Below are 20664 nucleotides of genomic sequence, written 5' to 3'. Positions count from 1 at the left end.
GTTTCTCTCCAGTTTCTTGTTTTAGCGGTAAGCCAGTTCCGGCAGGAACAGGGCGATTTGCGGGAAGGCGACCAGCAGCCCGGTCACGATCAGAAGGATGATGAGGAAGGGTGGCACACCGCGCACCACTTCGACAAACGGTCTGCGGAAGACTGCGATGGCGGTGAACAGGTTGCAACCGAAAGGCGGAGTTGCGGCGCCAATGGCCACCTGAAGGGTGATCAGCACGCCGACCAGCACCGGATCGAGGCCCGCAGCTTTGATCATCGGCGCAAAGATCGGCACCAGGATCAGGATCACCACGATTGAGTCCACGAACATGCAGCCGACAAAGAAGGCCACGTTCACGGCCAGGAGCACCATCAGCGGCCCGGCCTCATCCAGCCCCAGCGAGGCGATGATCTGCTGCGGCACCTGGGCAAAGCTCAGCGTCCAGCTGAAGGCTGCTCCGGCTGCGATCAGAATGAACACCACCGAGGTTATGGCTCCGGTCGACAGCGCAATGTCCCAAAGGTCGCGCAGTTTAACCGAGCGGAAGATCAGCACTTCCAGCACCGCAGCATAAAGCACGCAGATCGCGGCGGCTTCAGTGGGGGAGAACACGCCACCGTAGATTCCGCCAACGATGATCGCCGGGAAGCCCATCGGCCAAAGAGCGCGTCGCATTGCGGTGAAGCGCTGGCCCCAGCCCTCGCGCGGCAGCACCGGGATGTCGTGGCGGTAGGCGTAGACCATGCAATAAGCCGAGAACAGCGCCACGATCAGCAGGCCGGGCACGATGCCCGCGATGAACAGCTGCGAGATCGAGGTGCCGGAGACCACGCCATAGATGATCATGCCGATGGAAGGCGGGATCAGATAAGCAAGGTCAGCGGCGTTGACGATCAGGCCGATGGCAAAGCTGTCCTTATAGCCGGACTTCAGCATCCGAGGCCGCATCGCACCGCCAATCGCCACAACGGTCGCCTGTGTCGAGCCGCAAACCGCGCCGAACAGCGCGCAGGCCGAGGTCACCGAGATCGCCAGCCCGCCCTTGATATGGCCCATGAAGCTCATCACCACGTCAATCAGCCGGTTGGCGGAGTGGCCGCGGGTGATGATGTCGGCGGCCAGGATGAACATCGGCACCGCGATCAGCGCAGCGGGCTTTACGCCGCCAATCATCTGCTGGATCAGAATCTGCATGTTCATGGATGGGAAGTAGACGAGGAAGCCCAGCACCGCGGCCGAGATCAGCGGCATCTTCATCGGGAACCCTGCCAGCAGCAGCAGGATCATCACGGCAAGCATCAGTTCGGTCATTGTTTGTCCTCCCCGGCAGCGTCTTCATAGCGTTGAATGGCCGCAGCAGTTTCCGGGTCTTCGTAGCTGTCCACCTCCAGGTAGGAGACATAGATCTCCTCCTCGGCGAAATTCAGGTTGCGCAGCGCGGTCAGCAAGTACTGGAACGCGGTCAGCGCCAGCCCGATCACCACCCAGACGTATGTCAGATACAGGGGCACCTGCAGCGCCGGGGTGATGCGGCCTCGGCTGGCCACTTTCTGCACATATTCCAGCGCGTACCAGGCCAGGAGCGCCATCATCACCGCGGTGGTGGCGGCGATCACCACCATCAGCCCCTTGCGCATCTTCACCGGCAGCGCGTCATAGATCGCAGACATGCGGATATGGATGCCCTTGCGGGTGGCATAGCCAAGCCCCATGAACGTCACGATGACAATCAGGAACTCGTTCAGTTCTTCAGAGAAGTAGATCGACTGGTTGAACACATAGCGGCCAAAGACATTGGCGATGGTGTTGCCAGCCATCAGGATGATCCCCCAGCCCAGGATCCAGACCTCGATACGCCCGATGGCACCGTCAATCTTTCCCAGAAAGCCGAAGGGAGCGGATTTGCTGTCTTGCATGATATCCTCCCTTGGTGTGGCCCCGCGCATAGCGGCGCAGGGCCGGAGGCGGGATCAGTTGCCCGCCAGCTCTGCCTGCAGCGCGTCCAGCAGTTCCTGGCCGCGGGCGCCTGCGGTCTCGACATAAGCCGCGGCAGTATCGCCCGAGCGGGCACGGAAGACGTCACGCTCTTCCTCGGTCAGAACCACCAGGCCGATGTCGGGCTTGGCTTCCTTGATGGTGTCCAAGCGGGCCTGATTGAAATCGGTGACGACACCGTCGATGAATCCGGTCATATCCGCCATGGTGTCGCGCACCAGCTGCTGGCGGTCCGGGGTCAGGGTGGCGAACCAGTCGGAGCCTGCGACAACGGTGGTGACCAGTTCCTGCTCACCAGCCCAGATCAGGTGGCTGGTGACCTCATAGAACTTCATCTCCTCAATGGTCGGGATCGGGTTCACCTGGCCGTCCACAGCCCCCAGCTGCAGCGCACCAAACACTTCGCCGAACGGCAGCGGGGTCGGGCTTGCACCCATGTTCTTGTAAGTCTCCAGCAGGATCGGCGACACCATCACCCGCATCTTGAAGTTCTCAAAGTCCTCCGGCGTGCGGATCTCGCGGTTGGTGGTCCAAACCTGCGGGCCTTCGGAATACATGGTCATCACTTCCAGACCGCGTTTCTGGAAGTCCGCATTCAGGTCACCATAGATGGTGTCCGAGCTGCTCAAGATCTTCGAGATCGCCGCCGGATCGGAGGGCAGCAGATAGGGCAGCAGGAACACCTGGCTCTCGGGAACGATGGTGCCCAGGTTGCCGATCGACACGTTGGTCAGCTGGATGATGCCGTCTGCCGCCTGCTCAACAGTCTCAGTCGGGGTGCCAAGCGTGCCCATCGGGTAGACGGTCACGGTGACATCACCGTCAGTCGCCGCCTCGATGCGCTTTTTGAACTCCTGCGCATAGGCATCCATGATCGAGCCCGGAATTTCCTCAATCGCAAATTTCCAGTCTTCAGCAAAAACTGCTGCCGGTGCCAGGCTCAGCAGCGCAGCAGCGGCAGTTGTCTTCAGGGTCTTCAAGGTAAAGGCCATGCGGGTCTCCTCCCAATTGGCATGGTTGACAGTGGTCGGGGAGTAGATCAGCACAGGCTAATGCATGAAAAAATATTACACTGATTATCTTCACATGAAGGAAATTTATGTAATAGCAGATGACCGATCAAAGGAGGGCGCACAATGAAACTGCTGCGCAACACGCTCTTGGAAACCTTTGTCACCGTGGTGGAATGCGGCGGCTTCTCCGATGCGCAATATGCGCTTGGGATCACCCAGTCGGCGATCAGCATCCGCATCCGCGACCTGGAAACCTCGCTCGGCTACCGGGTCTGCGAGCGCGGCCGCGGCGGTTTCCGCCTGACCGAACGCGGCGAGATTGCCTACCAGAAGGCGCGCGATATCCTGCGCAGCGCCCGTGACTTCGACGCCGAGCTTCTGGAGCTGCGCGATGCAGTCACCGGCGATCTGCGCATTGGGGTAGTGGATGCCGTAAATAGCCTGCCCGGCCTCAACCTGTCCCAGGCACTGCAGCGGTTTCTCAGCCGTCCCAACGAGGTCCGGCTGGAAATTGTCGTCGCCTCGCCCGCCGATTTAACCCAACAGCTGATCACAGGTGAGCTGCATGCCGCCATCGCCCCCTTCCGCAACCAGATCACCGACCTGACTTATGAGGAGCTATGCACCGAAGAGCACCGCCTCTATTGCGGCGGGACCCACCCGCTGTACTCCCTGCCGGAGCAGGAGGTGACCCCGCAGCAGGTTGCCCCCTACCCGCTCTGCCAGCGCTCATACGACATGCTGGTCTCCCCGGATCTTGGCAGCCCCGAACCGAAAGCGGTGGTTGCCAATATGGAAGCCATGGCGATGCTGATCGGAACCGGCCAGTATCTTGGCCCCTTGCCCGCGCACTTTGCGCAGTCCTGGGTATCAGCAGGCAAGCTGCGTGAACTCAGCCACCCTCAGTTGCGCTGGCATTCTCCCTTTTGCCTGGCTACACGGCGCATCCAGGTGCACCGCCGTGCAGTAGAACTGTTCGTTCAGGATGTGAAAGACTGCTGCCAGCCAGGGCCCGGCGGACCCTCAGAAACCTGACGCAACCGCGCCGGGCACCAGCCCGGCGCCACGCCCAACTGTGAGGCGCATTTTCCAAATGTGCTGGAACAGGCGGGAGGCCGGCCTTGCCGGTCACTCTTCCGCCGAACCATTGCCTTCCGGCATATCCCGCTTCAGCAGGAACTGGTTTTTGAAATTCTGCAGCCCCAGCATGACATCGGCGTCGGCGATATCATCGCTGCCGTGAATTTCACTCTCCAAGAACCCTTTCAGCGCATCGCTGTCATCGCTGACCAGCTCGACGATCAGATCGTAGCGTCCGGCCACCCAGAGGATGAAAACGACACGCTGATCTTTCTCAAGCCGTTCCGCCACTTGCCGCGGTGTCACGCCTGGGGCCACATTGATGCCGATCATCGCATCAGTGGTGTACTCCGTGGCCACTGGGTCCGACATCGCCACGATCCGCAGCATGTTGTTTTCGCGCAAACCGCTCACCCGGTTCCGGATCGTGCCTTCCGACACATCCAGTTTCTGAGCTATTTCGGAAAATGCCATCCGCCCGTCATGCTGCAGCAGACGGATGATCTGCTGGTTGAGGTCATCGCCCGGTGAACGGATGCTTTGACTGGCGCGTTTCACGCGCGAAGACGGTTGCTGCTTTCCTGCCATGCTGCTTGCTGCCCGGTTACTGTTTCCGCAGCCGAGACTAGGCCAGCACATCGGAATCCGCAAACGGGTCGTGCGGAAATTCCCAGATTCAAAGCCGGACAGTACGGGAACTCCACCCGCCCCGGCTGCGGATGCAAGAAACCACCAGCCGGACAGAGCGGATTCCGCCGTGGTTTTCAGCCGAACTTGCGATTCTCCGCAGCAATCTGGCGATTGCATGCGAATTTCGCACCCTCTTGACGCTTTCTGAACAGATTCCTCCTGATTCTTACTTGAAAATTCCACCACATAACGAAAAACGTAAAAAACTATTGCCAAGTAGTACGCTTTTCGTAAGCATGATCTTCAACCCCTGCCCCCGGCTGAGAACCTGCGGACAGCACAGCCGGAGACAGGGAAAGGTTCCATGCGCAGGCCGCACCAAAGGCAGGGCGCATGTGGCAGTGTCGAAGGGAGGAATAATGACAATTGCCGAAGAGAGAACAAAGGTTGCTGGCGGGCCGGAACACGGGCTGACCGCCGAGGCCTACCGCAGCGAGGAGTTCTGGCAGAAGGAATGCCAGACGGTGCTGTCCAAGAACTGGATGTTCATCGGGTTTGCCCATCAGGTGGCCAACCCCGGCGACGCCCACCCGGTCAGCTGCGCCGGCCTGCCGCTGCTGACAGTGCGCGGCCAGGACGGCGGGATCCAGGTGTTTCACAACGTCTGCCTGCACCGCTGCATGACCCTGGTCGACAAGCCCAAGAACGTCGGCAAGCTGATCCGCTGCCCCTATCACGCCTGGGCCTATGACCTGGAGGGCCGCCTGCGCGCCGCGCCGCATTTTGCCGGCACCGGCAAACAGGAGTTCGACGGCTTCGACCTTAAAGAGCACCGGCTGAAGCCCGTGCGGACCCATGTCTGGCACGACTGGATCTTCGTCAACCTGGACGGCAGCGCGCCCGAGTTCGAAGACTATGCCGCGCCGCTGATCAGCCGTTTGGAGGGCATCGACTACGAAAAGCTGGAGCCGATCGGCCTGCTCGATTTCGGCGAGATCGACACCAACTGGAAACTGATCATGGAGAACTTCATCGAGCCCTACCATGTCCAGTTCGTGCATTCCTCCACCACCGATCAGCCGCTGGAAGATCACTACACCATCACCGATGGCAACTGTCTTGGCAGTGCGGTGGACCTGAAGGAAGAGGTCGGCACCGCCGGCAGCCTGGCGGTCAGCTCGCGCTATCTGACGCTGTATCCCAACTTCATCCTGGGCCGCTATTTCCCCGATCAGCTGGGTGTCTATCTGAACGTGCCGGTCGGGCCCGGCAAGATGCGCCAGTACCGCGCGCTGTACACCACCGAAGGGCAGGAGCTCAGTGCCGAGGAGATCCAGGGGCTGAAGGACCTGTGGTGGGATGTCCACAAAGAAGACCACGAGATGGTCGAACGCATGTTTGAGGGCCGCAAATCCCCCGTTGCCGATGACGGCGGGCTGCTGTCCCCGGCCTGGGAAGACAGCGTCCGCGCCTTCCAGGACATGATCGAACGCGACATTGCCAGTGACGGTGCCCCCGCCCCGGCGAACGCCTGAACCAAAAGGAAGACGACACATGAGTGAACCCATTTCCAAGGGTTTCCGCCTGGCCCACACGATGATGCGGGTGATGGACATGGAGAAATCGCTGGAATTCTACTGCGGAATTCTGGGCATGGAGGTGCTGCGCCGCACCGACTACCCCGAAGGCAAATTCACCAATACCTTCATCGGCTACGGCCCGGAGGCAGAGTCCCCCACGCTGGAACTCACTGCCAACTGGGAACAGGAAGAGCCTTACGACAAGGGCAACGGCTGGGGCCACATCTGCATCGAAACCCCGGATGTCTATGCCGCCTGCGAGCAGCTGGCAGCGGCCGGCGTCAACATCACCCGCCCGCCGGGACCGATGAAGAACGGCACCCGCGTCATCGCCTTCTGCGAAGACCCGGACGGCTACAAGGTCGAACTGAACGAAAGCATCCTGAAACACCTGGCCAGCGAGGGGAAGTAACCCATGGGCGATCAACCGCAGCTTTTCAAATTCGATCTGGTCCAGGAGCGCTATGACTCCATGGGCGACAGCGACACTTACATCAAGCCGATGGTCACCAGCGAATTCAGCAAGTCCATGTGCGGCGGCATCAATGTTTTGAACAACATCAAGGTGCCGTGGGACCTGACCTGCGACGAGATCATCTACTGCCTGGAGGGCACCTTCCGCCTGGTCTGCGACGGCAAGGAGTACATCTGCAACCGTGGCGACGTGCTGTTTGTGCCCAAGGACAACCACATCTCATACGAGGCGGACGGCAAATGCGTGATCTTCTACGCCGCCTATCCGCACAACTGGAAACAGCTGGCCGGGATCACCGAGGTTCCGGGCATCGACCCGTCGGACTTTGTCCCCGGCTAAGAAACGCCGCTCCTGGCGACTGGGCACCCTAGTCCGAGCCCCGGGCGACGGGTTGCCCGCCCTTTTCGCCGGGTAACTGCAGAAAACGAAACCGAAACAACGCTGACCGGCCCCCGGCAGTGAACGGCGCCCCTGTGCCATTCCCCGCGCGCCAATCAATGGGAGGAACAACCATGCTGAAAGCCAATCCCGAAGCGAAGATCTATTACGAAAGCTTCCACGACGCGGTAGAGCGCAACCGCCCCCGGATCCCCGAAGTGCGCGAGCGGCTGGAAGCGGCCGGCGTTAAATACGTCATGGCGGCCTGGATCGACCTGCACGGCATCCCCAAGACCAAACCGGTGCCGATGAGCGATTTCGAACCGCTCTGCCTGGGCAAGGGCCCGCAGTTCGCAGTGCATTCGATCTCCTTTGTGCCGGAACTCAGCCCCGCCGACAGCGACCAGGTGGTGGTGCCGGATCTGGACGCCGTCTATGTCTGCCCCTGGGACACCTCGATGGCGATCATCTTCTCGGATCTCTACTGGGAAGACGCGCCCTACAACGTCTGCTCGCGCCAGGCCCTGAAGCGCGCCATGCATGAGGCCAAGCTGGAAGGCTATACCGGATTTGCCGGCGTCGAACCCGAATTCATCGTGATGAAATACGACGAGAACGGCCTGCCGGTGAAAGCCTTCGACGACGATCTGGGCAAGGCCATCTCGCCGCGCCGCCAGGCCTTTGGCTATGACGTGGAATATTCGATCGACTCGATGCCCTTCCTGAAGGACATGATCGACATCATCGAGGGCCTGGGCTGGAACCTGCACGACGTGGTGGCCGAGGGCGCCTATTCCCAGTTTGAGCTGGATTTCCACTATACCAACATGCTGGAGATGTCGGACCGGCTGGCCTTCCTGCGCATCACCCTCAAGGAAGTGGCCAAGAAGCACGGCATGTTCGTGACCTTCATGCCGAAGCCGACGGTGGGCGACTGGCGCTCCGGCGCGCATATCAACATGTCGATGCAGCATGACAGCCGCCCCGGCGAGAACATCTTTGAAACCGCCGACGGCAGCGACTGGTCCGACGAAAGCCGCTGGGCCGTGGGCGGGCTGATGAGCCATGCCGAGGCGATCACCGCGATCACCTGCCCGACCGTGAACTCCTACAACGGCCTGGTGCCGCGGGTGGGCGGTTTCGAGGGCGGCACCGTCACCTGGGCGCCGACCAACATCACCTACGGCTTCAACAACCGCTCGGCCCAGTTCCGCCTGCCGCAAAGCCGCCACTGCATCGAAAACCGCGCCTGCGACATGACCATGAACGTCTACCTGGCGATGGCGATGCACCTGAGCTGCGCGCTGAAGGGCATCAAACACAAGATCGACCCGGGCAAGCCGACCGACTTCGATCTGTACTCGAAGACCGAAGCCGAGTTGCAGGAACTGGGCATCCGCCGCCTGCCCCGCACCCTGTTCAACGCCATCGAGGCGCTGCGCCATGACGAGATGGCCGAACATGTGATGGGCCCGGTGATGCGCAAGTCGTACCTCGAATACAAGAACGACGAATGGGAGCGCTACCACCAGTCCGTCACCGACTGGGAAGTGCAGGAATACCTGCGCCTCTACTAATCCTCCCAGCAAAGGACAGACCTATGACCCAGGCCCTTCGGACTTTACCAGCAACCCGGGCCAAGGACACGCGCCCGAAACTGCGGATCTTCGAGTTCAAATCGGATATCCCCGCGTCCTGGCGCCTCACCCTCGGGGTGGCGGTCTGGGTCCTGTTCTTTGCCATCTGGCAGATCGCCGCCTGGTCCGGCGTGATGCCCGCAATCCTGCTGCCAGGGCCCGGCAAGGTCCTGACAGCGCTTTACACGCTCTTTGCCGAGAACGGTTTTCTCGGCGATGTGCTGGTCAGTGTCTGGCGGGTGATGTTCAGCTTTGCCCTGGCCTGCGCCGTGGCGGTGCCGCTCGGCATCCTGATGGGCGCGTTCAAGTCGGTCGAGGCGTTTTTCTCCCCCTTCGTTTCGGCTTGGCGCTACCTGCCCGCCCCTTCCTTCATTCCCCTGTTGCTGATGTGGTTCGGGGCGGGCGACGCGCAAAAGCTGGCACTCTTGTTCATCGGTGTAATCTGGTTCCTGATCACCCTGATTGCCGACCATACAAAGGCGGTGCCGAAGGATCTGATCAACACATCCGTGACCCTGGGCGGCTCCCGCTGGCAGGTGCTGCGCACGGTCGTAGTCCCGGCAGCGCTCCCCAACATCGTGATCGCCATGCGCCAGATGCTGGCGGTCAGCTGGACCTATCTGGTGATCGCCGAGATCACCGCCGCCGACGCCGGCATCGGCGCCATGATGATGCGCGCCAAACGCTTCCTGCATGTGGATCAGATCATGGCCGGCATCCTGGTGATCGGCCTGCTGGGGCTGATCTTCGACTACCTGCTGCGGGCGCTGCACCGCCGGGCATTCCAGTATCTCGACGAATATTCCTGAGGAGCCGGAGCAGAACTCAAAACAACAAGCCAAAAATCAAAATGACGTCGCAAGGGAGGTATCGTGACGATGACCAAGAAACTGCTGAAATCCGCCAGCGGCTGCATTGCAGCCCTCGCACTGGCAAGCGCCGCCGCGCCCGCATGGGCCGCAGAAAGCGTCAAGATCGCGGGCTTCACCTGGCCAGGCTACGGCTTCTGGCACATCGCGGCGGAAAAGGGCCTAGCCCCGGATCTGGACATCCAATACCAGACCATCGAAGACCCCTATGAAAGCTTCAATCTGGTTGCCGCCGGGCAGCTTGACGTGGTTTCCTCCACCGCCGAATTCACCCCTGTTGGCGTCGAGCGCGGCCTGCCGGTCAAGCTGGTGGCCTTTGGCAACCTTTCGAACGGCACCGACAAGGTCGTCGCGGGCCCCGGCATTGAAAGCGCCGCCGACCTGGCCGGCAAAGAGGTTGCGGTGCTCGAAGGCGGGCTGGCGCAGATCTATGTCGCCATGTGGCTGGAGCAGAACGGCGCCGCCTATGACTCGGTCGTCTACCGCAACATCATCGCCGACGATGCATTTGCCGCCATGATCGGCGGCGGCGTGGCAGCCTCTGAATTCTGGGAACCCTATGGCACCAACACACTGAAGGCGCTGGAAGGCGCCAGCATCCTGACCCAGTCGGACGAACCCTTCTGGTTGAAAAATGCCGTGGTCGCGGATGGCCACTACATGAGCAACGCGCTGATCAACGACCGCCGCGACGTAGCTCTGAAAACCATGCAGGCGATGTATGACGCCATCGCCTGGTGGAAGGAGAACCCGGCCGAAGGCAATGAGATCATCGCCAAGGGCATGGGAATGAGCATCTCGGACGTCGAGCTTGTTCTGGGCAAGGACGGCACCTCATTGGATGGGGGCCTCTATGTCTATGACTTCATCGAAGCTGCGCAGTTCTGCGGCGCGGCCCCGGGCAATCCGCCGTTTGAGCAGACCAACGGCCAGATGTCGGACCACTGGAACCTGGTCAGCGAATGGTGGGTCAAATTCGGCCTGATCCAAGAGGTCAAAGCACCCGAAACCGGCGTCGAATGCAGCCTGCACAAGGAGCTTTACGACAGCGGCTACCGCGGCTGATCCACCTCGGACCCAACCAGAAAAGAGGGGCGCATCATGCAATCCAGCACCATTCTATCCGTCCAGAATGTCTGCAAGACATTCCCCACACGCGGCGGCGGGGTCGAGGCCTTGCGCGATGTGTCCTTCTCGGTGGCCCGCAACGAGCTTTGCGTGCTCCTGGGCCCTTCGGGCTGCGGCAAGTCCACGCTTCTCAACATCGTCGCGGGCCTCCACACCCCCACCAGCGGCACTCTCAGCCTGGAGGGCCGCCCGATCCACGGCCCGGCGCGGGAACGCGGCATGGTATTTCAAAGCTACACGTCGTTTCCCTGGCTCACGGTGCTGGAAAACGTCGAATACGGCATGAAACTGAACGGCATCCCCAAGGCGGAACGCCGCGAACGCGCACTGCATTACATCGACCTGGTGCATCTGACCAAGTTCCGCGACGCCTACCCCAAGACCCTCTCCGGCGGCATGAAGCAACGCGTCGCCATCGCCCGCACCCTGGCCAATGCGCCGGAAATCCTCTTGATGGATGAACCCTACGGAGCGCTGGATGCCGAAACCCGCTGGCACATGCAGGAAATGCTGCTGGACATCATGCGCACCACCCAGACCACCATCCTGCTGGTCACCCATGACATTCAGGAGGCAATCTTTCTTGCCGACCGCATCGTCTTCCTCTCCGCCCACCCGGGCCGCCTGAAGACTATCCTCGAACTGGATTTCAAGAAGGGCAAAGAGATCCGCAGCAAGGAGGATCTGGTCGAACTCGAAGGCTACCCCGAATGCGAGCGTGAGATCATGCAGCTGATGCGCGGCGAAGCCAAGCAGGAAGAGGACGCCTGACCGATACGTGAAATAGGGACTTCACGAACTCTGCTGGCCCGAACGGGCCGCAAAACCGCACTTGCGGCAAACGCAAGGCACTCCAATACCGACAGGAAGGAATTTTAGATGCCGATAAAACCACCGATAACGGACCTGCACATAGAGACCCACGACCAGGGGTTCTACCGCGGGTTCAACAGGATGGTCGCCCTGGGTTCAAAGATTGCCATTGGTCTCCTGATCCTTTGGGCCGCGGTCTGGCCGGATCAGGCCGGCGCGGTGCTGAAAAGCATCCGCGGCGCCATCGATGCCAATACCGGCAGCTGGTACATGTATGTGATGGCGTTTTACATCGTGGTCTGCGTCGCGCTGGCCATCTGGCCCGCCACCGGACGTCTGAAGCTGGGCACCGCCGGAGAAAAACCGGAGTTTTCCAATTTCTCCTGGTTTTCCATGATGTTCGGCGCCGGGATCGGCATTGGCATGCTGACCTATGCCACGGCTGAACCGATCTACCACTTTGCCACCAACCCGGACGTGATCCAGGGCCAGGCCGAAGGCTCCACCGCCGGCAGCGTCCGCTCCGCCTACAAATGGTCCTTCATGCATTGGGGGTTCTCTGCCTGGGGCTGTTACGCCATCGTCGGGCTGACGCTCGGCTTTTTCAGCTACTCCCGCGGGCTGCCGCTGACCATCCGGTCTGGCCTGGCGCCGCTGTTCGGCAATGCGCTCTCCGGCCCCTTGGGCCATGCCATCGACATCGTCTCGGTTATTGCCACCATCCTTGGCGTCTCGGTGACGCTGGGCTACGGCGTGTCGCAGTTTGCCTCCGGCATCTTCAACATCACCGGCGCCGAGTGGATGATGGACGCCGAAGGCGCTCCCACCATCACCGCGATGATCATCGCGCTTGGCATCGTGATGCTGGCCTCCACCCTCTCGGCGCTGTCCGGCGTCGGCAAGGGGATCAAGTGGCTCTCCAACATCAACATGGGGCTGTCCTTCTTCCTGCTCGCCTTCTTCCTGATCTTCGGCTCGACCCTCTTTGCGCTGCAAAGCCTGTTTGTCGGCCTCTGGGATTATGTGATCAGCTTCCCGGCCATGGCGGTCACCGTCTGGAAAGGCGACGGCGCCGCGGACAGCGTCGCGACGCAGCTGGCCGGCTGGCAGGGCGGCTGGACCATCTTTTACTGGGCCTGGTGGATCGCATTCGCCCCCTTTGTCGGGCTGTTCCTGGCCCGCATCTCCCGCGGGCGGACCTTCCGCGAGTACGTTCTGGGTGCGATGATCGTGCCGTCGCTGATGTGTTTCGTCTGGTTCACCTTTGTTGGCGGCACCGCCATCGACCTGACGCTGAACGGCGATGCGGGGGATGCGATCACCGGCGCGGGCCTCTCCTCGCAGCTGTTTGCAATGATCAACCATATGCTGCCCTCCGGCCTGGCGCTTTTGATGACTGCGGTCATCGTTGTGCTGCTGCTCACCTACCTGGTGACCTCGGCGGACTCGGCGGTGCTGATCATCAACACCATCGCAGCCGGCGGCGATGCGCAGCAGAAGCCGAAAATCCACATCATCGTCTGGGGCGCCGCCCTGACGCTGGTGATCGGCACCCTGCTGGCGGCCGGCGGCCTGGGCGCGATCAACACCGCGATGATCATCGGCGCGCTGCCCTTCTCGGTGGTGATGGCGCTGATGGGCATCGCCCTGTTCAAGGCGGTGATCCGCGACGGCATGCGCGCCCGCCGCGGCGGTGAAAGCACCAGCCCCGCAGAGTAAGCCCCCGCCCCCGGCTTGGATTCAGGCCGGGGGCAGCCCCCTTTTTCAAACCAGAAGAGCCACAAAATGCCGGACTATGAAATCTTTGACCTGGGTGACTTTCCGCTGCTGTCAGGACAGGTGCTGAAAGACGCGAAGCTCGCCTATCAGACCTATGGCACCCTGTCGCCCGCACGCGACAATGTCATCGTGCTGCCCACCTTCTACACCGGCACCAATTCCCGCAACGAGGGCTTCTTTGGCCCCAGCCGCGCCATCGACCCGGCAAAGCATTTCATCGTCAGCCCCAATCTGTTCGGCAATGGCCGCTCCTCCTCGCCTTCCAATACTCCGGCTCCGCAAGACGGCCCCCGCTTTCCGCTGGTGCAGATGTGGGACAATATCGCCGCCCAGCACCGGCTGATCCACGATCACCTTGGCATCGAGCGAATCGCCCTGGTGGCGGGCTGGTCCATGGCCGGCTGCCAGTCCTACCAATGGGCGGCGCAATACCCGGACATGGTGCAGGCGATCCTGCCGTTCTGCGCCTCGGCCAAGACCTCGCCGCACAATTTCGTCTTCCTCGAAGGCGTGAAAGCGGCCCTCTGCGCCGATCAAACCTGGAACGGCGGCAACTACACCAGCCCGCCCGAAGCCGGGCTCAAAGCCTTTGGCCGGGTCTATGCCGGCTGGGCGTTTTCGCAGACCTTCTACCGCGCGCATCTCTACCGGCAGCTGGGGTTCGAAACCATAGAGGACCTGCTGCAGGACTGGGAGCAGGACCATGTGCAGGGCTGGGACGCCAACAACCTCTTGACTAAGCTTGCCACCTGGCAGGCCGGAGACATCTCTGCGGGGCCGCTCTACAACGGCGACTTCGAAGCTGCATTGAAAGCCATCAAGGCCCGCGCCATTCTGATGCCCTGCACCCAGGACCTCTACTTCCCGCCTGAAGACAACGGGATCGAAGCCCGCCACATGCCCAACGCCATCTTCCGCCCCTATGACTCCCCCTGGGGGCATTGCGCCGCCAACCCGGGCAATGATGCTGGCTTCACCGCGCAGCTGGATGCCAATATCCGCGAACTGCTGGAGGATTAGCAGCAGGCTCAGGCAAAAACCTCTTCAAGCCAGGCCTCGAACAGCTGCTTGGCAGCCTCGCTGGACGCCCGGGCAGGCACGCTGACCAGATAGTGTGCCTGATCGATCGGAACCGGATCCCCGGCAATGGAAATGGCCTTGCCCGTTTCCATCGCCATGCGGGCAAACCGTTCCACGACCACGGCATAACCGCCGCCTGCTGCAACAATGTCGAGTGCTGCCACCGTGGTATCCACCGCAAACCTGGCCGCCTCTTGCAGCGGCATGCAGCCGTGCGCATTCAGATACCGCAACAGCATGTCCTCAAACCCAAGGATCTGAACCAAGGGCCCCTGCCGCAAGGCTTCCGGACTAAGGAAACCGCTGCCCGCCGCACGCACCGGAACCAGCCTCTCCTGTGAAATCCTCCGCACCTCGCCGCCATCCCAGCCGCCGGAACCAAAGCGCAGCTCCACATCGACATTCTCCGGCGCCTCCGTTCCCGCCCAGATATTGGACACCATCCGGACTGAGATGCCTGGATGCCGCTCAGCGAATTCCGGCAACCGGTGCGCAAGCCACAAACCTGCGGTCGACATCGGAACCCTTACGGTCAGAACTTGCTCAGTCTCTGTGCCAAACAGGCTGGCGGTCGAAATCGCCATATCCCCCAGCGCCTGCCGCAGCGAATAGGCATAGGCTTTGCCCATTTCGGTCAATGTCAGCCGCCGCGCCGCGCGGGTGAACAGCTTGCATCCCAGCTCCGCCTCCAGCGAGCGCACATGCAGGCTGACCGCGGTCTGGGTCATTCCCAGCTCCTGCGCCGCGTCGGTAAAACTCAGATGCTGCGCCGCGCTCTCAAACGAGCGCAACCAGACCAGATTGGGCAGTTTCCGCATTTATCACCAAATTTTCTTTGTGATTTTTGGCTGTTTTACTCGTTTTACTTTGCGCGCGTCACCCCCTTATCACTGTTCCAACCCCACAGCCGCGGCAAGGAGGCCGCCACGCCATGAAACGCATCTACACATTCGGCGGCTACCCGGCGCTGCGCAACCTGACGGTTGCGGACATTGTAGCGGGCAAAGGCCGGCGCAAATTTGTCCAGACCACCGCAACCAACCGGATTGAGGCCGCCACGGCCGAGGCTGCGGGCATCGACCACCTGTCCATCGTTGACCACGATATTGCCGAGGTCCGCGCCGGAGCCCCCAACACCTTCACCACCGCCGCGCTGATGGCCAGCGACTATGCCACGCATGACGAGATCCTGCGCGCAGGCATCAGCGCCGCCGCTGCTGGAGCCGACGCCGTCTACACCCTGCGCAGCTTCAAAGCGGTTGAGAAACTGGCCGACGAAGGTCTTAGCGTGCAGGGCCACCTCGGCCTGGTGCCGCGCCTGTCGACACAGATCGGCGGTCTGCGGGCCTATGGCCGCACCGCCGAGGAGGCGATGAAGCTGGCCGAAGACCTGCGCCGCCTGGAAGATGCAGGCGCCTATGCGGTGGAGCTGGAATGTGTCGCGGACGAGGCGATTGCCGAGATCAGCCCCCGCACCGGGCTGGTCACCCATTCGATCGGCTCCGGCGGGGCGGCGGATGTGATCTTCCTGTTCCAGGAGGACGCCTGCGGCGACACCCCCAACCCGCCGCGCCATGCCAAGGCCTTTGCAGATATGGCCAGCGTCCGCAGCCAGCTGGAGGCGGAACGGCTGAAGGGCCTGCAGGCTTACCGCACGGCGGTACTTGATGGTTCCTACCCGGATGCCGCCACCAGCATCGCCATGAAACCGGGAGAACACGCGAAACTGCGCGAACTGCTGGACAAGCGCACGCCCTTCCACCGCTGACTCCGCCGCCAGGCATACAGAACAGGACCGCATTCATGACCACCACAGACGTAAACGCCTCCTCGCAGGCCGAACGGCAGGAACCCGGCCCGATGAGCCGCGAATGGCACTGGCATCCAGAGCTGCCGGTGAAACACGCGCCCTACTGGTATTGGCCGCCCAAGCCCGGCACGCTGGCGAAATGGCTCTGGCAAAACTGGCTGCAGGTCTCCGACCGCTCGATTTATGTGGCACTGGCCTTTGCGGTGGCTTTCTGGCTGCAGCCGGTCACAGAAGCGCAAGCTGGTTTCGCCTTTGACTGGATGGCTTGGGTTTTCCTGCGCAACTGGGTGCTGCTGCTGATCGTTGCCGGGGGCTTGCACCTGTGGTTCTACGGCATCGACGGCCAGGGCAAGCTGTTGAAATACGACCCGCGCCCCTATGCCAAGCGCAAAAACGCGCTCTATAAGTTCGGCTACCAGACCTGGGATAACATCTACTACTCCATGGTCTTCGGCGCGACCTTCCTGTCCATTCTGGAGTGCTTCCTGCGCTGGACCTATGCCAGCGGGTTTATCGGCACCCTCAGCTTCACCGCGCATCCCGTCTGGTTCATCGCCCTGTTCCCGGTCCTGGCAATCTGGCAGAGCTTCCATTTCTACGTTGTGCACCTGTTCCTGCATCAGCCCTTCATCTACCGGCACGTCCACGCGGTGCATCACCGCAACGTCAACACCGGCCCCTGGTCCGGCATGTCGATGCACCCGGTCGAGGCCTTCGGCTACCTCAGCGCGATCCTGATCGTTCTGGTGCTGCCCAGCCACCCGGTCCACATGATCTTCCTCGGGTACTGGCTGATGCTTGGCGCCGCCTCGTCGCACTCCGGCTACGAGGCGATCTGGGCCCGCGACCGCCAGGCCTTGCTGATCGGCGCCTTCTTCCACCAGCTGCATCACCGCTACTACGAGTGCAACTACGGCAACGCGGAAATGCCCTGGGACAAGTGGTTCGGCACCTACCACGACGGATCCGAGGAGGCGACCCGCCGCACCCGAAACCGCAAACGGGAGATGCACGCGCAGGGCAAGGGCTGACTCCCCCCGGCTCTGCTGCACTTGACCAGCGGGGAACTGCAGTGAATGACTTGGCAAGCTTTGCGGCCATAACCTGCCGCGCAGAATGACCCAGACGTGTTCTTGAAAGGGCAGGCCGCCATGAACAACTACGCTTTCCCAATCGCAGACCGCTCCGTGGTGCCGGTTGCAGGCTCGGACACTGTTTTCCCCGTCAACCGTATCTTCTGCGTCGGGCGCAATTACGCGGCCCATGCGCTGGAGATGGGGGCCGATCCCAGCCGCGAGCCCCCGTTCTTCTTCACCAAGCCTGCGGATGCCATCCTGGCCGGCAGCAGCCTGCAGCTGCCCTACCCGCCGCTGACCGGGGACTTGCATCACGAGGTCGAAATGGTTGTCGGATTGAAGTCCGGCGGCCGCGACATCCCCGCCGATCAGGCACTGGACCATCTCTTTGGCGCCGCCCTCGGCATCGAATTCACCCGCCGCGACCTTCAAGGCCAAGCCAAGAAATCAGGCCGGCCCTGGGATATGGGCAAGGGGTTTGACGGCTCCGCAGCGATTGGGGAGATGACCCGGTTCACTCCCGCCTCTCTGCCTCAATCCGGTGCCATCAGCTTGCAGGTGAACGGTGCTCTGCGCCAGTCCGGCGACCTGTCGGAGATGATTTGGAAAACCGAAGAAACCATTGCCGAGCTGTCCCGTTATCTGACGCTGCAGGCCGGCGACCTGATTTTCACCGGCACTCCCGAAGGGGTGGGCCCTGTGGTTCCGGGCGACTGCCTGCTGGCCGCGTGCCAGGGCCTGCAGCCGCTGCAGGTTGAGATCATCCGCTAGGCCTGGATCTCGGCCTGACCGGCAAAAGGCTGCTTCAGGATCTGCCCTTCAGTCCCTTGCATGCAGAACTGACCCTGCAGTACTCTCGCTGAAAAACACCTTCAACCGGCGGGGCAACCGGTTGAAATGGCACGAGTGAGAGCAGGCCGGCGGATCGTTCGGGATTACCGGAGAAGGCAGAAGATGAGCAGTTCACCTTATGAAAACGTTCCCGTGCACGGGTTTTGGCGCAGCGGAGTGGCAGAACAGAACCCTCTGGAGTTCAAGGGTCTGTACAAACGCAAATTCCGCATCCGCCGGTCGCAAACCATCGCGACAGCGGGCAGCTGTTTTGCGCAGCACATCGCCCGGCATCTGCGGGCGCGGAAATTCAACGTACCGGATTATGAGCCCGCACCCAGAGGCATGCGCGCCGAACTGGCACGAAAATACCAGTTCGGCATCTACAGCTGCCGCTACGGCAACATCTATACCGCTGCCCAGCTGCTGCAGCTTGCCCGCGAGGCCTTTGGCCATATGGTCCCCTCCGACCGCGTCTGGGAAAGAGATGGACGGTATTTTGATGCACAGCGGCCGAATGCAGAACCGGAGGGGTTCGAGAATCCTGAACAAGTCCTGGAGGCGCGCAAACGGCATCTGGAAAGTGTCCGGCAGATGCTGCTTGAGATGGACATTTTTGTCTTCACTTTCGGCTTGACCGAGAGCTGGCAGCACCGCGAAAGCGGCACGGTCTTTCCAACGGCACCAGGCACGATCGCAGGCACATTCGATCCCAAGGTTTATGAATTCAGGAACTTCACCCATTCCGAGACCCTGCAAGATTTCGTCAAGTTCAAGCGGCTCCTGAAACGCGAGCGTGCGAAGACACCTCAGTACATCGTCTCGGTGTCACCGGTTCCGCTGACTGCTACCGCAACCGGCCAGCATGTGCTCGCAGCCTCGACATACTCTAAATCCGTGCTGCGCGCCGTTGCCGGTGAATTGTTCCAGACCAACCGCGATGTGGACTATTTCCCCTCATACGAAATTATCACCGCTCCGGTCACCCGCGGTATCTTCTTTGAGCCCAACCAGCGCAGCGTCAGCGGCCACGGGGTGGAAACGGCAATGCAAGCTTTCTTCTCGCAGCATGACCCTGGCGGGCACGGCGGCTCAGTCCCCGCGCCGCAGGCCCAGGACCAGAACGCAGCTCCTGCGGATGAAGAAGATTCTCTTATCTGCGAAGAAATACTGTTGGAGAATTTCTCCCGATGACCCGCAGGATCTGCGTAATGGGAAACTCGCACACTGCAGCCCTGAAAGGCGGCTGGGAAGAAAGTGGCGGCCGGAAAGATCTTGCACCGGACTTTTTCGGCGCCCTTTCCGACGGTATGGCATCCTTATCCTTTGAGAATGGCCAGCTGATCCCGCAGGAACCCGCCGCTGCCGAATTCTTCGGCAGGATTTCAGGCACAGGACGCGGAGTAGTCCCCGGGGACTACGACCTGTTCCTGCTCTGCGGCATGGGGATGTTCCCGGTTTCTGTCTTCAATAATTACAAGAACTTTGCCACCCCCAGCACCCGCAACGCCGAAGCCCCATACTTTGTGAGCGACGCCTGTCTGGACGATCTGCTCTGGGAGCAGATCAGCAGTTCGATGATGATGCACTGCGCCCGCCTGGTGCGGCAAGTTTCAGAGGCGGAGATTTTCCTGGCTTGGCAGGCCTTCTATGCCGAGACCCTGTTCAGCATCGAGTGGCGCGCGCAGCAGATGCAGCCGCTACTTGACAGCAACGATCAGGACTATGTGCTGGAAAGGATGTGCAAAGTCGAAGACCGCCTGCGCAACGAAGGCTTTTCGGTACTGCGCCAGCCCGGAAACACCATCACAAAGGGCATCATGACCAAAGCTGAGTTCTCGCGCGGCTCAGTGCTGTTCCGCGAAGAGCTGAACAAGCCCCATCGCGAAAACGATGTCTTCCACATGAACAGCAGCTATGGCGCTCAGTGCTGGCAGGCCTGGGAGATCTGACGCATCCCATTCCACCCTTTCGGGCGGAGCGGTCCATTGCCGCCGCCTCACGCTGCCTGCAGGCTTGCCAGCAGACCGCAGACCGGGCAGGAGCCCTGCAATTTCACCAGTAAGCTGACCGGTCTTCGCCATAGCCTCGGCAAAGCTCATGCCAATCCGCTTTGGCATCTCGGATTCGAACCAGCGCCGCGCGCCGGGGCTGGCCAATTCGGCGGGAGAGAGACCCGGCATGCGGGGGTAACACAGTGCATCCAGCGGCGCCCTGATGCTTGCACGCCATGCCTCAAATGCGGCAGAGGTTTGATAGCCGGACAGGAGCGGCGTGCCTTTCGCATCGAGCTGGCGGATGATTTCAGCACTGTTTTGCAGCACCTCGTCGCCGAGTTCCAGAATGGGTACGGTGGCTTCGCTCACACGCTTTCGCAAATGTTCCGGGACCTCCCTGGGAGTCATCGGTACGACGGTCAAGGGCAGGCCCTTCAACTCTGCGAAGATCCGGACGCGCAGGCAGAATGGGCAAGTTTCAAAGACATGCAGTTTCACGGGG

Annotated in this window: 21 protein-coding genes; 15 read left to right on the top strand and 6 right to left on the bottom strand. The window is 61.4% G+C overall.

The features are described 5' to 3' along the window. Positions 1-21: 21 nt before the first annotated feature. From RA20_RS15620 to RA20_RS15610, 3 genes are read right to left on the bottom strand one after another with little or no spacing between them, the layout of a single operon-like run. Complete coding sequence (locus RA20_RS15620) at positions 22-1302, bottom strand: TRAP transporter large permease (RefSeq protein ID WP_039130692.1); 1281 nt, start codon at positions 1300-1302, stop codon at positions 22-24. Continuing rightward, positions 1299-1907: a TRAP transporter small permease gene (locus RA20_RS15615; RefSeq protein ID WP_039130689.1), complete on the bottom strand. Its 609-nt coding sequence runs from the start codon at positions 1905-1907 to the stop codon at positions 1299-1301. The genes RA20_RS15620 and RA20_RS15615 overlap by 4 nt, the downstream gene beginning before the upstream one ends. A 54-nt stretch (positions 1908-1961) precedes the next feature. After that, a complete protein-coding gene (locus tag RA20_RS15610; protein WP_039130768.1) occupies positions 1962-2978 on the bottom strand; it encodes a TRAP transporter substrate-binding protein in 1017 nt (338 codons plus the stop codon). 144 nt (positions 2979-3122) lie between these two features. On the opposite strand from RA20_RS15610, the gene RA20_RS15605 reads away from it, so the two are divergent. After that, the gene (locus RA20_RS15605; RefSeq protein WP_039130687.1) at positions 3123-4034 is read left to right on the top strand and encodes a LysR family transcriptional regulator; all 912 of its coding nucleotides are present in this window, start codon (positions 3123-3125) and stop codon (positions 4032-4034) included. 93 nt (positions 4035-4127) lie between these two features. Here RA20_RS15605 and RA20_RS15600 read toward each other — a convergent pair whose 3' ends face one another. Then, entirely contained in the window at positions 4128-4667 is a 540-nt protein-coding gene (locus RA20_RS15600) for an Lrp/AsnC family transcriptional regulator (protein ID WP_052249021.1), read from the bottom strand. Positions 4668-5128: 461 nt separating this feature from the next. On the opposite strand from RA20_RS15600, the gene RA20_RS15595 reads away from it, so the two are divergent. From RA20_RS15595 to RA20_RS15555, 9 genes are all read left to right on the top strand, one after another. Continuing rightward, on the top strand, positions 5129-6244 hold the full coding sequence (locus RA20_RS15595) for an aromatic ring-hydroxylating oxygenase subunit alpha (protein WP_039130684.1): 1116 nt from the start codon (positions 5129-5131) through the stop codon (positions 6242-6244). Positions 6245-6263: 19 nt separating this feature from the next. Then, the gene (gene gloA / locus RA20_RS15590; protein ID WP_039130681.1) at positions 6264-6701 is read left to right on the top strand and encodes a lactoylglutathione lyase; all 438 of its coding nucleotides are present in this window, start codon (positions 6264-6266) and stop codon (positions 6699-6701) included. 3 nt (positions 6702-6704) lie between these two features. After that, positions 6705-7103, top strand: a complete 399-nt coding sequence (locus RA20_RS15585; protein ID WP_039130679.1) for a cupin domain-containing protein — start codon at positions 6705-6707, stop codon at positions 7101-7103. 173 nt (positions 7104-7276) lie between these two features. Next, complete coding sequence (locus tag RA20_RS15580) at positions 7277-8719, top strand: glutamine synthetase family protein (RefSeq protein WP_039130676.1); 1443 nt, start codon at positions 7277-7279, stop codon at positions 8717-8719. Between the two features lie 23 nt (positions 8720-8742). After that, a complete protein-coding gene (locus tag RA20_RS15575; protein ID WP_039130674.1) occupies positions 8743-9588 on the top strand; it encodes an ABC transporter permease in 846 nt (281 codons plus the stop codon). Positions 9589-9657: 69 nt separating this feature from the next. Then, a complete protein-coding gene (locus RA20_RS15570) occupies positions 9658-10713 on the top strand; it encodes an ABC transporter substrate-binding protein (RefSeq protein WP_052249020.1) in 1056 nt (351 codons plus the stop codon). Between the two features lie 36 nt (positions 10714-10749). Beyond that, positions 10750-11547, top strand: a complete 798-nt coding sequence (locus RA20_RS15565) for an ABC transporter ATP-binding protein (protein ID WP_039130671.1) — start codon at positions 10750-10752, stop codon at positions 11545-11547. Between the two features lie 108 nt (positions 11548-11655). After that, on the top strand, positions 11656-13308 hold the full coding sequence (locus RA20_RS15560; protein ID WP_039130668.1) for a BCCT family transporter: 1653 nt from the start codon (positions 11656-11658) through the stop codon (positions 13306-13308). 66 nt (positions 13309-13374) lie between these two features. Then, positions 13375-14388, top strand: a complete 1014-nt coding sequence (locus RA20_RS15555; RefSeq protein ID WP_039130666.1) for an alpha/beta fold hydrolase — start codon at positions 13375-13377, stop codon at positions 14386-14388. An 8-nt stretch (positions 14389-14396) separates the two neighbouring features. On the opposite strand, the gene RA20_RS15550 is transcribed toward RA20_RS15555, so the two are convergent. Further along, entirely contained in the window at positions 14397-15266 is an 870-nt protein-coding gene (locus tag RA20_RS15550) for a LysR family transcriptional regulator (RefSeq protein WP_039130665.1), read from the bottom strand. 113 nt (positions 15267-15379) lie between these two features. On the opposite strand from RA20_RS15550, the gene RA20_RS15545 reads away from it, so the two are divergent. From RA20_RS15545 to RA20_RS25425, 5 genes are all read left to right on the top strand, one after another. Further along, entirely contained in the window at positions 15380-16216 is an 837-nt protein-coding gene (locus tag RA20_RS15545; protein ID WP_039130662.1) for a 3-methyl-2-oxobutanoate hydroxymethyltransferase, read from the top strand. Positions 16217-16251: 35 nt separating this feature from the next. Beyond that, positions 16252-17289: a sterol desaturase family protein gene (locus RA20_RS15540; protein ID WP_052249019.1), complete on the top strand. Its 1038-nt coding sequence runs from the start codon at positions 16252-16254 to the stop codon at positions 17287-17289. Between the two features lie 120 nt (positions 17290-17409). Beyond that, positions 17410-18105, top strand: a complete 696-nt coding sequence (locus RA20_RS15535; protein WP_039130758.1) for a fumarylacetoacetate hydrolase family protein — start codon at positions 17410-17412, stop codon at positions 18103-18105. A 183-nt stretch (positions 18106-18288) separates the two neighbouring features. Further along, positions 18289-19359: a GSCFA domain-containing protein gene (locus RA20_RS15530; RefSeq protein WP_039130659.1), complete on the top strand. Its 1071-nt coding sequence runs from the start codon at positions 18289-18291 to the stop codon at positions 19357-19359. Then, positions 19356-20117 carry a hypothetical protein gene (locus tag RA20_RS25425; RefSeq protein ID WP_206540113.1) on the top strand — a complete coding sequence of 254 codons (762 nt, stop codon included), beginning with the start codon at positions 19356-19358 and terminating at the stop codon, positions 20115-20117. Before RA20_RS15530 ends, RA20_RS25425 begins: the two co-directional genes overlap by 4 nt. Here the strand turns inward: RA20_RS25425 and RA20_RS25090 are convergent. Further along, entirely contained in the window at positions 20013-20660 is a 648-nt protein-coding gene (locus RA20_RS25090) for a glutathione S-transferase N-terminal domain-containing protein (protein WP_193748851.1), read from the bottom strand. The two genes, RA20_RS25425 and RA20_RS25090, sit on opposite strands and share 105 nt — an antisense overlap. Positions 20661-20664 lie beyond the last annotated feature (4 nt).

Origin of the sequence: Leisingera sp. ANG-Vp, from assembly GCF_000813725.1 — a bacterium.
Taxonomy (GTDB): Bacteria; Pseudomonadota; Alphaproteobacteria; order Rhodobacterales; family Rhodobacteraceae; genus Leisingera.
The sequence above is the reverse complement of the archived record's forward strand: the minus strand, read 5'-3'. Positions and strand labels throughout refer to the sequence as shown.